This window comes from Amycolatopsis sp. A133, assembly GCF_031082405.1.
Lineage (GTDB): Bacteria > Actinomycetota > Actinomycetes > Mycobacteriales > Pseudonocardiaceae > Amycolatopsis.
The window spans coordinates 83,712-96,503 of sequence record NZ_JAVHJU010000069.1 but is presented as its reverse complement, the minus strand read 5'-3'; the positions used below and the strand labels follow the sequence as shown (position 1 = coordinate 96,503).

14 protein-coding genes are annotated in these 12,792 nt (G+C 71.8%); 4 read left to right on the top strand and 10 right to left on the bottom strand.

Annotated elements, in window-relative coordinates; genetic code table 11:
- Positions 1-48 precede the first annotated feature (48 nt).
- The 5 genes from Q5425_RS41930 to Q5425_RS41910 form a co-directional block, all read right to left on the bottom strand.
- On the bottom strand, positions 49-486 hold the full coding sequence (locus tag Q5425_RS41930) for a DUF6294 family protein (protein WP_308678007.1): 438 nt from the start codon (positions 484-486) through the stop codon (positions 49-51).
- Between the two features lie 240 nt (positions 487-726).
- Positions 727-2,781: a M3 family metallopeptidase gene (locus tag Q5425_RS41925; RefSeq protein WP_308678006.1), complete on the bottom strand. Its 2,055-nt coding sequence runs from the start codon at positions 2,779-2,781 to the stop codon at positions 727-729.
- A gap of 92 nt (positions 2,782-2,873) precedes the next feature.
- On the bottom strand, positions 2,874-3,581 hold the full coding sequence (locus Q5425_RS41920; protein ID WP_308678005.1) for a histidine phosphatase family protein: 708 nt from the start codon (positions 3,579-3,581) through the stop codon (positions 2,874-2,876).
- Positions 3,582-3,630: 49 nt separating this feature from the next.
- On the bottom strand, positions 3,631-4,473 hold the full coding sequence (locus Q5425_RS41915; protein ID WP_308678004.1) for an undecaprenyl-diphosphate phosphatase: 843 nt from the start codon (positions 4,471-4,473) through the stop codon (positions 3,631-3,633).
- A 1-nt stretch (position 4,474) separates the two neighbouring features.
- Positions 4,475-5,512 (bottom strand): LLM class F420-dependent oxidoreductase, encoded by a 1,038-nt coding sequence (locus Q5425_RS41910; RefSeq protein WP_308678003.1) that lies wholly within the window; start codon positions 5,510-5,512, stop codon positions 4,475-4,477.
- An 86-nt stretch (positions 5,513-5,598) separates the two neighbouring features.
- Between Q5425_RS41910 and Q5425_RS41905 the strand changes: the two genes are divergently transcribed.
- The 3 genes from Q5425_RS41905 (at position 5,599) to Q5425_RS41895 (ending at position 7,900) form a co-directional block, all read left to right on the top strand.
- Positions 5,599-6,567, top strand: coding sequence for an aldo/keto reductase (locus tag Q5425_RS41905; protein WP_308678002.1), 969 nt, complete (start codon positions 5,599-5,601; stop codon positions 6,565-6,567).
- A gap of 98 nt (positions 6,568-6,665) precedes the next feature.
- A complete protein-coding gene (locus tag Q5425_RS41900) occupies positions 6,666-7,679 on the top strand; it encodes a hypothetical protein (RefSeq protein WP_308678001.1) in 1,014 nt (337 codons plus the stop codon).
- A complete protein-coding gene (locus Q5425_RS41895) occupies positions 7,676-7,900 on the top strand; it encodes a DUF5703 family protein (RefSeq protein ID WP_308678000.1) in 225 nt (74 codons plus the stop codon). Before Q5425_RS41900 ends, Q5425_RS41895 begins: the two co-directional genes overlap by 4 nt.
- Here the strand turns inward: Q5425_RS41895 and Q5425_RS41890 are convergent.
- The 3 genes from Q5425_RS41890 to Q5425_RS41880 are packed head-to-tail and all read right to left on the bottom strand — an operon-like array spanning position 7,897 to position 9,633.
- Positions 7,897-8,634, bottom strand: coding sequence for an SRPBCC domain-containing protein (locus tag Q5425_RS41890; protein WP_308677999.1), 738 nt, complete (start codon positions 8,632-8,634; stop codon positions 7,897-7,899). The genes Q5425_RS41895 and Q5425_RS41890 overlap by 4 nt on opposite strands.
- Before the next feature lies 1 nt (position 8,635).
- On the bottom strand, positions 8,636-9,223 hold the full coding sequence (locus Q5425_RS41885; protein WP_308677998.1) for a helix-turn-helix domain-containing protein: 588 nt from the start codon (positions 9,221-9,223) through the stop codon (positions 8,636-8,638).
- A gap of 32 nt (positions 9,224-9,255) precedes the next feature.
- A complete protein-coding gene (locus tag Q5425_RS41880; protein WP_308677997.1) occupies positions 9,256-9,633 on the bottom strand; it encodes a MerR family transcriptional regulator in 378 nt (125 codons plus the stop codon).
- A 28-nt stretch (positions 9,634-9,661) separates the two neighbouring features.
- On the opposite strand from Q5425_RS41880, the gene Q5425_RS41875 reads away from it, so the two are divergent.
- Positions 9,662-10,360 (top strand): methyltransferase domain-containing protein, encoded by a 699-nt coding sequence (locus Q5425_RS41875; protein ID WP_308677996.1) that lies wholly within the window; start codon positions 9,662-9,664, stop codon positions 10,358-10,360.
- Here Q5425_RS41875 and Q5425_RS41870 read toward each other — a convergent pair.
- Together Q5425_RS41870 and Q5425_RS41865 are read right to left on the bottom strand one after the other, a co-directional pair.
- Positions 10,338-11,219: an alpha/beta hydrolase gene (locus Q5425_RS41870; protein ID WP_308677995.1), complete on the bottom strand. Its 882-nt coding sequence runs from the start codon at positions 11,217-11,219 to the stop codon at positions 10,338-10,340. The two genes, Q5425_RS41875 and Q5425_RS41870, sit on opposite strands and share 23 nt — an antisense overlap.
- Complete coding sequence (locus Q5425_RS41865; protein WP_308677994.1) at positions 11,219-12,541, bottom strand: M20/M25/M40 family metallo-hydrolase; 1,323 nt, start codon at positions 12,539-12,541, stop codon at positions 11,219-11,221. Before Q5425_RS41865 ends, Q5425_RS41870 begins: the two co-directional genes overlap by 1 nt.
- Positions 12,542-12,792 lie beyond the last annotated feature (251 nt).

Below are 12,792 nucleotides of genomic sequence, written 5' to 3'. Positions count from 1 at the left end.
AGGCTCTCGCCCCGGCGCCGGAAGCGCCGGGGCGAGAACACGCGACGATCAGCAGCTACTCGACAAACTCATGCTGTGGATCCGGTCGAAGAGCCACGGGTCGAACGACCCGGCATCGAACCACCACGTCCACTGGTTCTTCACCGTGCCCCGCACGAACTTCGGGTCACCCCCGTGCGTGACGGGCCCGAGCACGAACCCGCTCGTGTCCGTCACGACCGGCCACATCAGCCACGCGTCGTTGCTGTCGTTGCTGATGATCACCGCCTCGAAGGACGCGCTGCCGTTCCGGTTCAGCGTCCACTTGGCCTGGTCCATCGTGCAGTCACCGCGCGTGATGCGGCCCCACGTGAACCAGCACGAACCCGCGCCCGTGCAGGTGGCTTCCGTGGACTGCGTCCCCGCCGACGCCGGCGCGGTGAAAACGCCGCCGACCGCGAGCACCAGCGTCAGCAGGACGCCCAGCCGGCGCAGTTTGGTCTTCATGGTTTCCCTCCCCGAGAATCACTCGAATCCCTTGCCCGGCAAAGCTAACGCGCGCCGGGCCGCGGCCGGGGTGACTCGGGTGCGGTGACCGGGGAGGCTGATCCTGCCCGACCGCAAGGCCGGGAGGCTGCCCCTTCCGTCGGTGCTGTTCTTTTGTGCAAAAAGGACTGCGGGGCGATTTTTCGGAAAATCGCCCCGCAGTATAGGTCGTTATACACTTATGGAGAGGTGACCGGTGGGTCAGACTCCGTCGAGGCCGCGGCGGGCCAGGAGGGGCTCGATCTCGGGGTCGCGGCCGCGGAAGGCGCGGAAGGCGTCCATCGGGTCGATGCTGCCTCCGCGGCCCAGGAGGGTGCGGCGGAAGTGGTCGCCGTTTTTGCGGGTCAGTCCCCCGGTTTCGCGGAACCACTGGACGGTGTCGGCGTCGAGGACTTCGCTCCAGATGTAGGAGTAGTACCCGGCGCTGTAGCCGCCGCTGAAGATGTGGGCGAAGTACGTCGTGCGGTAGCGCGGCGGGATCGCGTCGACGGCGACGCCGGCTTTCACGAGCGCTTCGGTCTCGAACGGCTGCACCTCCCCCAGCCGGTCGTCGACGCCGAGGCCGTGCCAGGCCTGGTCGAGCAGGGACGCCGCGAGGTATTCGGTGGTGGAGAAGCCTTCGCCGTACTGCTGGGCCGCGAGCAGCTTCTCGACCTGCTCCTGCGGCAGCGCCTCCCCCGTCTCGTGGTGCTTGGCGTAGTGGGCCAGGACTTCCGGCCACAGCATCCACATCTCGTTGACCTGGGAGGGGTATTCGACGAAGTCGCGGGGCACGTTCGTGCCGGAGAAGGTCGGGTAGCGGACCGAGGAGACCAGCGCGTGCAGGGCGTGGCCGAACTCGTGGAAGGCGGTGACGACCTCGTCGAAGGTGAGCAGGGTCGGCTCCCCCGCCGGCGGCCGGTTCACGTTGAGCACGTTGACCACGACCGTCTTGCGGTCCAGCAGTGCGGACTGGTCGACGAAGGTGTTCATCCAGGCGCCGCCGCGCTTGGAGTCGCGGGTGTACAGGTCGAGCAGGTAGAGGCCGAGCGGGGTGCCGTCGGCGTCGAAGACCTCGAAGGTCCGGACCTCCGGGTGGTACTTCGGCAGGTCGTCCCGCTCGGTGAACGTCAGGCCGTACAGCTTCGTCGCGGCGAAGAAGACGCCGTCGAGGTACACGCGGTCGGCCTCGAAGTACGGCCGCAACGCCTCGGTGTCGACGTCGAAGCGTTCGCGGCGGACCTGGGCGGCGTAGAACGGCCAGTCCGAGGGCCGCAGCGTCGCGCCCGGCACGTCGGCTTCCAGCAGCTGCTGCAGTTCCGCGGCTTCGGCGCGGGCGTTCGCGACCGCGGCGGGAGCCAGCCGCTCCAGCAGCCCGGCCGCGGCTTCGGCTGTCTTCGCCGTCTCGTCCGCGATGACGTACGCGGCGTGGTTCGGGTAGCCGAGCAGGACGGCCCGTTCCGCGCGCAGGCGGACGATTTCGGCGACGACGGCGTTGTTGTCGCAGTCGTTGCCGCGGTTGCCCCGCGCCATCGAGGCGGTGTGGATGCGCTCGCGGACCTCGCGGTTGCGCAGTGTCTCCAGCGGCGATGCCTGGCTCGTCGGCAGGCTCAGGGTGAGCACGTACTTGCCGTCCTCGCCCCGTGCGGACGCCGCTTCGGCCGCGGTGGCGATCACCCCTTCGCCGAAGCCGTCGAGCTCGGCCCGGTCGGCGATGACGACGGCGAGGTCGTTGGTGTCCTTGAGCAGGTTCTGCTGGAACTTCGTCTGCAGCGTGGACAGCTGCCCGTTCAGCTCCCGCAGCCGGGCCTGCTCCGCCTCGCCGAGGCCGGCACCGGCCCGGCTGAAGTCGGTGTGCCGCCGCTCCAGCAGCCGCAGCGACTCCTCGTCCAGGCCGAGCTCGCCGCGCCGCGCGTGGAGGGCGTCGATCCGGGCGAACAGCTGCGGGTTCAGGTGGATCGCGTCGTGGTGGGCGGCCAGCTTGGGCGCGAACTCCGCCTGGATGGCTTGGATCTCGTCGGTGCTGTTGGAGCCGGCCAGGTTGTAGAACACGCTCGCCACCCGGCTCAGCAGCTCGCCGGCGCGCTCGAGGGCCACGATGGTGTTCTCGAACGTCGGCTCGGCGTCCTGCGCCGCGATCTGCTCGATCTCCGCCGCGTGCTCGGCCAGCCCGGCCTCGAACGCGGGCCGGTAGTGCTCGTCGGAGATCCGGTCGAAGGGCGGCAGGGCGTAGGGCAGCTCGCTGGGTGCGGCGAACGGGTTGTCCGGCGAAATCATCGGGCAGGCTCCTGGTCGGGGAAAACACTCGGTCCCGCCACCCTACGTGGTCCCCCGGGGCCGGTGTCAGCGCTTTCCGGAGGTGGCCGGGATCACCGACCGGTGGTACCGCCCACGATGGCGTCGCTGCTCGGCGTGGCCTTTTTGCCCCGTTTCGGCTTCGGCTCCGGCGGGACGATGCCGCGCAGGTCGCCGCCGTGGTCGTTGACCCGCATGACGAACGGCCGTGTCTCGGTGTAGCGCACGACCGAGATGGACGCCGGGTCGACGACGATCCGCTGGAAGGCGTCGAGGTGCTGGCCGAGCGCGTCGGCCAGGATGGACTTGATGACGTCGCCGTGGCTGCACAGCAGCCAGACGGCGTGGTCGCCGTGCTCGGCGGTGATCCGCCGGTCGTGGGCGCGGACGGCGGCGACCGAGCGGGCCTGCATCGCCGCGAGCCCTTCGCCGCCCGGGAACACCGCGGCCGAGGCGTGCGCCTGCACGACCCGCCAGAGCGGTTCCTTGGCGAGGTGCCTGAGCTCCTTGCCCGTCCACTCGCCGTAGTCCACTTCGGACAGCCCCGGCTCGACGACCTTGTCGAGGCCGCGCGCGGCGGCGAGCGGCCCGACCGTCTGCTTGCACCGCAGCATGGGCGAAACGACGAGCCCGGACAGCGGGACGCCGTCGAGCCGTTCGACGAGCTTCTCCGCCTGGGCGCGGCCGGTGTCGTCGAGGTTGACCTTCGGGGAGCGCCCGGCCAGGACGCCGGAGCCGTTGGCCGTGGACTTGCCGTGCCGGAGCAGAATGACCGTACTCACGGGCCCCACCCTACGTGGGGACCGATCAAGCGGTCCCCACGCGGGCGGATCAGTGCCCGACCGGGCCCGCGTTCGGGTCCAGCGCGCCGGCGAAGATCAGCACGAACAGCAGCACGCCGAGCACCAGGCGGTACACCACGAACGGCACGAAGCTGCGCTTCTTGATGTAGGCCATCAGCCAGGCGATCACGACGTACCCGACGCCGAAGGCGACCAGCGTGGCCAGGATCGTCGGGCCCCACTGGGCCGGCACGTCACCCGAGCCGATGTCCTTGAGCTTGTACACCCCCGAGCCGAACACCGCCGGCAGCGCCAGCAGGAACGAGTATTCCGCCGCCTCCGCCCGGGTGTAGCCGAGCAGCAGGCCCGCGCTGGTGGTGCCGCCGGAGCGGGACACGCCCGGGATCAGGGCCAGCGCCTGCGCGAAGCCGAAACCGAGGCCGTGCGGCACGGTCAGGTGGTCGAGCGTGCGCTCCTGCTTCCCGATCCGGTCGGCGACCAGCAGGATCACGCCGAACACGATGAGCACGGTCGCGGTGATCCGCAGGTCGCGGAACGCGCTGTCGATCTGGTCCTGCAGCAGCAGCCCGAGCACGACGATCGGCAGCGAGCCGACGATGATCAGCCAGCCGAGCCGGGCGTCCGGGTCGCGGCGCCACTCCGGCTTGGACAGCGAGAAGAACCAGGCCCGCAGGATCCTCCCGATCTTCGGCCCGAAGTAGATGATCACCGCCAGCTCGGTGCCGATCTGGGTGACGGCGGTGAACGCCGCGCCCGGGTCGTCCCAGCCGGCCAGCGCCGCGACGATCCGCAGGTGCGCGCTCGAGGAGATCGGGAGGAACTCCGTCAGGCCCTGGACCAGGCCCAGCACCAGTGCTTCGAACCAGCCCACGTCAGGCCACCCCCGCCAGCTCGAGCGCCTCGACGGCGGTGCGCAGCGCCCCGGCCGGCTCCGGCGTGTAGGGCGACACCGACAGGGTGGTCACGCCGGCTTCGGCGTATTCCTTCATCTTCTCCGCGATCCGTTCCTTCGGGCCCAGCAGCGACGTCGCGTCGAGGAACTCCGGCGGCACCGCCGCCATCGCCCCGGCCCGGTCGCCGGCCAGGTACTTCTCCTGCACTTCGGCGGCTTCGGCCGCGAATCCCATCCGGCACGCCAGCCGGTTGTAGAAGTTCTTCTCCTTGCTCCCCATCCCGCCCAGGTAGAGGGCCGCGTAGCCGCGGACGGCGTCCGCGCAGGTCCGCCAGTCGGCACCGGGCACGAGCGGCACCGACGGGACGACGTCGAAGCCGTCGAGGGTGCGGCCGGCCCGCTCGGCACCGGCGCGGACGTGGGCCAGCTGCTCCCCCGCGTGGGCCGGCGAGAAGAACACCGGCAGCCAGCCGTCGGCGATCTCCCCGGCCAGCTCCAGGTTCTTCGGGCCGATCGCGGCCAGGTAGAGCGGGATGTGCTTGCGGGCCGGGCGGACGGTCAGCCGCAGCGCCTTGCCCGGGCCGTCCGGCAGTGGCAGCGTGAAGTGCTCGCCCTCGAACTTCAGCCGCTCCCGGCGCAGCGCCGTCCGCACGATCCCGGCGTACTCGCGGGTGCGGGCCACCGGCGAGGTGAAGCGCACGCCGTGCCAGCCCTCGGACACCTGCGGGCCGGACACGCCGAGGCCGAGCCGGAACCGGCCGCCGGAGAGCGTGTCGAGGGTGGCGGCGGTCATCGCCGTCATCGCCGGAGTGCGGGCCGGGATCTGCAGCACGGCGGCACCGACGTCGATCCGCGACGTCTGCGCCGCGATCCACGAGAGCACCGTGACCGCGTCCGAGCCGTAGGCCTCCGCGGCCCACACGACCGCGTAGCCGAGTTCGTCCGCCTGTCTCGCCAGGGCCAGGTTCGCGGGGTCGTTCCCCGCGCCCCAATAGCCGAGATTCAGTCCGAGTCGCACGGGGCCAGACCCTAACGGGGGCCTTGATCGCGACACGACTCACCTTGGTCTCCCCCGGACGGGGCAGCCCACTAGGCTCGGCGGTCGTGGAAAAGCGACTGCTCGGCCGCTCGGGACTGCGCGTCTCCCGGATGGCGCTCGGCACCATGACCTGGGGTGGCGACACGGATGCGGAGGAGGCCGCCAGTCAGCTGGTCGCCTTCGTCGACGCCGGCGGCACTCTGGTGGACACGGCCGACATCTACGGCGAGGGGGAGAGCGAGCGGGTGCTCGGCTCCCTGCTCGGCGACCTCGTGCCCCGCGACGACGTCGTCCTCGCGACGAAGGCGGTCGCCCGGCGCACCGAGGGCCCGTTCGGCGGCGGCGCCTCCCGCGGGGCGCTGCTCACCGCGCTCGACGGCTCGCTCAAGCGCCTCGGCACCGACCACATCGACCTCTGGCAGCTGCACGCCTGGGACGACTGCGTACCGCTCGCCGAGACGCTGTCGGCCCTGGAGTACGCCGTGACCAGCGGAAAGGTCCGCTACGTCGGCGTCTCGAACTACTCCGGCTGGCAGCTGGCCACGGCCGCCGCCGGCGCCTCGGCCGTCGCTCCCCTCGTCTCCACCCAGGTCGAGTACTCGCTGCTGGAGCGCGGGGTGGACCGCGAGGTCGTGCCCGCGGCCGCCCACCACGGCATCGGGCTGCTGCCGTGGGCGCCGCTGGGCCGGGGCGTGCTGACCGGCAAGTACCGCACCGGCACACCCGCCGACTCGCGCGGCGCGAACAGCGCCTACGCCGGGTACGTCGAGCACCACCGCACCGACCGCGCCGCCCGGATCGTGCAGGCCGTCGCGACCGCCGCCGACGGGCTCGGCACGTCGCCGCTGGCGGTGGCGCTGGCCTGGGTCCGCGACCGGCCCGGCGTCGTCGCCCCGGTCGTCGGCGCGCGCGACACCGGCCAGCTCACCGGCTCGCTGACGGCGGAGGACATCACCCTCCCGCCCGCCATCCGGTCCGCGCTCGACGACGTCAGCGCGATCGAGGTCGGCTACCCCGAACGCTGGCCGCGGTGAGCGCCAGGTGTCTGTTCGGTGACACGCACGTGACGGCACGGGGATCAAGGAGCATGCTGGTGAAGACCGCCCGCCGAGGGACACCTGGAGGCAGCAACGTGCGTCGGTTCGCCGCCGTGTCGTGGATCGCGCTCCCGCTCGCCGGTGCCCTGGTGCTCTCGGGCTGCTCGTCGGCCAAGTCGACCACCGACGACCTGCAGATCGTGAAGAACCCGACCGCCGCACGCCCGGCCGTCTCCCCCGCCGTGACGGTGAAACCCGCCGGTCAGGTGCTCGGCGACGGCTCGGTCTCGGCGGTCGCCGTGGACGCGAAGACGGCCACGCTCGTCGTTGCGGTTTCCGAGCCCCCGTCGCTGCGGCTGTACGACTTGAACGCGCTCGCGTCACCCCCGGTGAATATGCCGTTATACGGCAAGGCGGAGAAGCTTTCCGTCTCGCCGGGGCGGGTGGAGATCGCGGAGCCGGGTCAGGGTGTGGTGCAGCAGCTGGCGTTGCCGGACCGGAAGCTGACCGAGACGAAGACGGGCGGGCAGCCGGCGGCGAGCATCGTGGTCGGGGCGGACCGGCTGGTGGCGATGGGGGCGGCGAAGGACATCCGGGTGCTGCCCGCGGCGGGTCCGGCGCGGACGATCGGCGGGCAGCTCTACAGCGCGGACGACGTCGTCGACACCGGGGACGGCGTGGTGGTGCTGGACCGGCTGCGGACGGCGGTGTTCTCGGTGGACGTCGCCGCCGGGAAGGTCGACGAAGGGCTGCGTGCCGGGGACGGTGCCGCGAACGCCGTGGCGGACTCGTACGGGCGGGTGCTGGTGACGGACGCGCGGGCGGGTGCGCTGATCGCGTTCTCGGCTTCGCCGCTGATCATGCGGCAGCGGTACCCGGTGCCGGGCGGGGCGTACGGGATCGCCTACGACGCGACGCGGAGCCTGGCGTGGGTGACGCTGACCGGGCGCAACGAAGTGGCCGGGTTCGACGTCCGCGGCGGCGAGCCCGTGGAGAAGTACCGGTTCCCCACCGTGCGCCAGCCGGACTCGGTCGGGGTGGACGAGAAGAGCGGCCGGGTGATCGTCGGCTCGGCGGCCGGAGAAGGGACCCAGGTGATCCAGCCATGACAGCGGTCGGCGAGGCGGTGGTCGAAGGGGATTGGGAGTATCGCCGTCTGCACCTCCCCCCGGGCGTGTCCCGGCGTGCGGCGGCGATCCAGCTCTCCATCCACGCGGAGTTCGCGGGCTGGGAACTGCGGACCGTCCGGTTGTACGCGGACGGCACGCGCCGGGTCTGGCTGCGCCGCAAGAAGACGGCGCAGAGCCTCCCCGGCGCTCTGCCGACCTAGCCGAACACCCGGTTGAGCCAGTCACCCCAGGTCTTCTCCTCGACGTCCGCGTCGGTGCCCGGGGTGAACAAGTGGTGGCAGGCGACCATCGCGCCCTGGAAGCCGCGGACGAACCGGAACATCGCGTCCGCCGTCCGCACGCCCACCGTCTGGTCGTTCACCGCGTAGACCACGCCTTCTCGGCCGACCGGCGCGACCCGGACCCGGTCGCCTTCGGCGGGCCGCGCGGACAGGCCGAGCTCGGTGCCCAGCCGGGCCCACGCCTCGGCCCAGTCCCCCACCGCGGGCCCGAAGACCGTGACGGGGACCGCGGCCCGGCCGGCGAAGTGCGTGACGTACTCGACGAGGGTGCGGAAGAACAGCTCGCCACCCGTGGTCATCGCTTCGAACTCGTCTTCCCAGTCGTCACCGGGCAGGAACCCGCTGGTGACGCACCGGATGACCGTGCTGCCGGCGGCGCGGCCCTCGACGAGGAACTCGTAGGCGATCCGCCGTCCGTCCGGCGCGGTTTCGCTGCCGTAGACGAGCTTCTCCAGCGGGTCCCACTCGCGGATCCGGTACTCGGGCCGGTACCCGCCGAAGGCACCGCGGACGACACCGCCGGTGCCACCCTCGACCTCGTTGCGGCCCATGAACCACGAGTCGATGCCCGGCCCGGTCGCGATGGCTTCCCACACCTGTTCCGGCGTCGCCCCCACTTCGGCGACGTCGGTCAGCTCGAATTCGTGGCCCACGTCAGGACTCCTCCGGGATGCTCGGGTGGACGGCGACGACCACCCGGTGCGGGCGCCCCTTCTCCGCGCTCTCGTCGTGGTACTTCCCCACCAGCGTCGTCACCGCGGCCGTGAGCTCTTCGGCGAACGCGGCCCGGTCGGCCGCGGAGGCGAACCGCACCTCGCCGTCGAGCGCGAACGTCGCCACGCGCTGCTGGGCCTTCGCCGCGCCGGTGATCAGCAGGCCGACGTCGCGGACGAGCCGTCCGGCGACGGCGAGCAGCCAGCGCGCCGAGAGCCGGTCGGGCGAGCGGGCCGGGTCGGGCTGCACCGCGGCCAGCGCCGTCGGCGAGATGACGTACGACGCCGCCGTCGCCCGCATCATCCGCTCGGTGACGTTGCCCTTGCGGCGTTCCTCGACCAGCTCCACCAGGCCGTGGCTCTCCAGGGCCCGCAGGTGGTAGTTGACCTTCTGGCGGGGCAGGCCGACGCGCGCGGCGAGCATCGTCGCCGAAGCCGGCTCGGCCAGTTCGGCCAGCAGCCGGGCCCGGACCGGGTCCAGCGACACCTCGGCCGCCGCCGCGTCTTCGATCACCGCCACGGGAAACATGGGCCCAGAATGTCAACCGAATAGAGAAATTGTCAAGAATGCTCGAGTTGTCGGTCGAGCAGGCCCTGGAAGTGCGGGCACGTCATGAGGTCGTCGTGCGGGCAGTCACCTTCGAGGAGCTCGAGCGCGGCCTGGGCCCGCGCGATCCGGGTCCGCAGCCGGTCCCGCTGGCGGGCCGCCATCGCGGCGCGCTCGGCCGCGGACTCGCCGGTCAGCATCGTCCGGATGTCCGCGAGCTCGAACCCGGCTTCCTTGGCGACCAGGATCGCGGCCACCCGGCGCAGGTCCGCGTCGCTGTAGCGGCGCCGGGCCCCCACACGGGCCGGGTGCAGCAACCCTTCCGCCTCCCAGTAGCGCAGGACGTGGGCCGGCAACCCGAGCCGCGCGGCCACTTCGCCGATTGACTTCATCCCGACATTAAGTCGCAGGATGGGCGCCATGTCCACGTTGCTCACGCTCCTCGACGCTCTCGACGACCGCCCGCAAGCCGTTGAACTGCGGGAACGGACCTACCAAGGACTCGGTGACGTTGTGGTCGACGTCGGCTGCGGCGGCGGCCGGGCCGTCGGCGAGCTGGCCGCCCGCGGAGTGCGGGCCATCGGCGTCGACGCCGACCCGGCGATGATCGAGGTCGCCGCCGCGCGCTGGCCGGACGGCGAGTTCCACGTCGCCGACGCGACCGCGCTGCCCCTCGGCGACGGCTCGGTCACCGGTTACCGCGCCGACAAGGTCCTGCACGTGCTGCCCGAGCCGGAGCTCGCCGTCGCCGAGGCCCGCCGCGTTCTGGCGCCGGGCGGCCGCGCAGTGCTCACCGGCCAGGACTGGGACACGATGGTGATCGACTCCGACGACCCCGCGCGCACCCGGTCGATCGTCCACGCGCGCGCGGACGGCCTGCCCCACCCGAGGATCGCCCGGCGGTACCGGAACCTGTTGCTAGACAACGGGTTCGCCGACGTCAGCGTCGAGGTCCACGCGCTGGTGTGGACCGACGCCGCGGTCCTGCCGGTGCTGGCCAACCTCGGCGGCGACGGCGCTTGGCTGGAGGAACAGCAGGCCCGCGCCCGCAGCAACCGGCTGTTCGTGGCGGTGCCGATCTTCCTCGTCGCGGGCACTAACTCCGCGGACTCGCGTTGACGAGCGCGACCACCCGCGGCAGCACCTGCGCCGCGGCCTCCAGCGGCACGACGTGCCCGACACCGGGCAGCACCACGGCCGTCCCGTTGCCGAGGCCGTGGACCCACTGCTCCACGTCGGCCGCGCGCACGATCCGGTCCCGCTCCCCCACGATCGCCGTCACCGGAAGCCCGCTCACCTGAGCCAAGGCCGCGTCGCGCGCGTACGCGTCCATGGCCGGTCGGAACAGCGAGACGGTGTGGGGCCAGTTGCCGCGGATCATCTTCACGGTCAGCTCGACCAGCTCCGGGTCCGGGTCGTCGCCGAACAGCCACCAGCGCAGGCCCGCGCTGACCGCCCGGCTGGTGTGCTCGCGCACGACGCCGAAGAGCTTCGAGCCGAGCACCGCTTCGAGGTCGCGGGCCAGCTTCCCCAGCGCGTTCGGCCAGGTCGCCGACACCTCGGCGGCGAGGGTGCCCGACGACGTCGCCAGCAGCACCAGCCCGGACACCCGGGCGGCGAACAGCTCCGGGTGCCGCTGGGACAGCGACATCACGGCCAGACCGCCCATGTCGTGGCCCACCAGCACCACCCGGCCGGCCGGGGCCTCGCGCTCGAGCAGCTCGGCGAGGTCGTCGCCGAGCTGCGCCATGGTCGCGGTGCCCCGCCGCGCCCGCCCCGAGCCGCCGTGGCCGCGCTGGTCGTAGGTCAGCACGGCCACCGGCCCGTCCGCCGCGTCCGGCACCAGCGGGGCGATCCGGCCCCAGCTGCGCTGATCGAGCGCGTAGCCGTGGACGAACACCACGGTCACCGGCGCGGCCGGGTCGCCCCTGCGGATCACCTGCAGGAGCGTGCCGTCGGCGAGCGCGAACCCGGTCATCAGGACGTGCGCAGGAACCGGTCCAGCACGCGGGTACCGAACTTCAGCGCCTCGACCGGGACCCGCTCGTCGACGCCGTGGAAGAGCGCGGAGAAGTCGAGGTCCGCGGGCAGCTTGAGCGGCGCGAAGCCGAAGTTGCGGATGCCGAGCTCCTGGAACGACTTCGCGTCGGTGCCGCCGGAGAGCATGTACGGCAGCGTCTTCGCGCCGGGGTCCTCGGCCAGGACCGCGGCGGTCATGGCGTCCACGAGTGCGCCGTCGAAGCTCGTCTCGACGGGCGGGAGCTCCATCCACTCCTTCTCGATGTCCGGGCCGAGCAGCTCGTCGAGCTCGCGGTCGAAAGCTTCGAGGCGGCCCGGCAGGATGCGGCAGTCGACTGCCGCCTCGGCGACCGACGGGATGACGTTGGACTTGTACCCGGCGGTGAGCATGGTCGGGTTGGCGGTGTCGCGCAGGGTCGCGCCGATCATCCGCGAGATGTTGCCCAGCTTGGCGACCGAGCCTTCGAGGTCGTCCTCGGGGAAGTCCCAGCCGGTGATCTCGGTGACGCCGGCGAGGAACTCCCGCACCGAGTCGGTGAGCACGAGCGGGAACCGGTGGTTGCCGAGCTTCGCCACGGCCTCCGCCAGCTTCGTGACGGCGTTGTCGCGGTGGATCATCGAACCGTGCCCGGCGGTGCCGCGCACGCGCAGCTTCATCCAGCGGATGCCCTTCTCCGCCGTCTCGATCAGGTAGGCGCGGACGTCGTCCTTGAGCGTGATGGAGAACCCGCCGACCTCGCTGATCGCCTCGGTGACCCCCTCGAACAGCTCCGGCCGGTTCTCGACCAGCCACTGCGCGCCGTAGTGGCCGCCTGCCTCCTCGTCGGCGAGGAAGGCGAAGACCAGATCCCGCGGCGGCACGACGTTGTGCATCTTGTAGTGGCGGGCGAGCGCGAGGGCCATCCCGCACATGTCCTTCATGTCGACCGCGCCGCGGCCCCAGACGTAGTCGTCCTGGATCGCGCCGGAGAACGGGTGGACCGACCACTCCGAGGCGTCGGCGGGCACGGCGTCGAGGTGCCCGTGGATCAGCAGCCCGCCCCGCGACCGGTCGGCGCCTTCGAGCCGCACGATGACGTTGTGCCGGTTCTTCCCGCCCGACTCGACGTAGGTGATCTCGTACCCGGCGTCGGTCAGCTTCTCCGCGACGTACTCCGCCGCCGCCCGCTCGCCCACCAGCGTGTCGGGGTCACCGGTGTTGGTGGTGTCGATGCGGATGAGCTCGCTGGTCAGCGTGACGGCCTCGGCCGCGGCGGCTTCGATCAGGTTCGATTCGGTCACCGGCCATTCCTATCACCCGGGGGGCCGCGAGCGCTGGTCACGCACTCCTTGAGATCGCCGCAGGCCCCCCGGCGTGCCGAGGAGCTCGATCTCGCGACGGGGGAAGTGCTCCCGCCCCGCCCATGCTGGGCGTCACTCCATCGAGCTAAGAAAATCGGATTTCCGCGCGGAGCCCCTTATAACTGATGGTCCGCGGGTATCTGACGCTGCGCCGCGTCGCGGCCACAGTCAGGTGTGGCCCGCGAGGAAAA

Coding starts and splice junctions, on each gene's coding strand:
- Q5425_RS41925 (WP_308678006.1), bottom strand. CDS start 2,781: ATGATTTCGCCGGACAACCCGTTCGCCGCACCCAGCGAGCTGCCCTAC.
- Q5425_RS41870 (WP_308677995.1), bottom strand. CDS start 11,219: ATGACCGGGTTCGCGCTCGCCGACGGCACGCTCCTGCAGGTGATCCGC.
- Q5425_RS41875 (WP_308677996.1), top strand. CDS start 9,662: ATGTCCACGTTGCTCACGCTCCTCGACGCTCTCGACGACCGCCCGCAA.
- Q5425_RS41895 (WP_308678000.1), top strand. CDS start 7,676: ATGACAGCGGTCGGCGAGGCGGTGGTCGAAGGGGATTGGGAGTATCGC.
- Q5425_RS41930 (WP_308678007.1), bottom strand. CDS start 486: ATGAAGACCAAACTGCGCCGGCTGGGCGTCCTGCTGACGCTGGTGCTC.
- Q5425_RS41885 (WP_308677998.1), bottom strand. CDS start 9,223: ATGTTTCCCGTGGCGGTGATCGAAGACGCGGCGGCGGCCGAGGTGTCG.
- Q5425_RS41880 (WP_308677997.1), bottom strand. CDS start 9,633: ATGAAGTCAATCGGCGAAGTGGCCGCGCGGCTCGGGTTGCCGGCCCAC.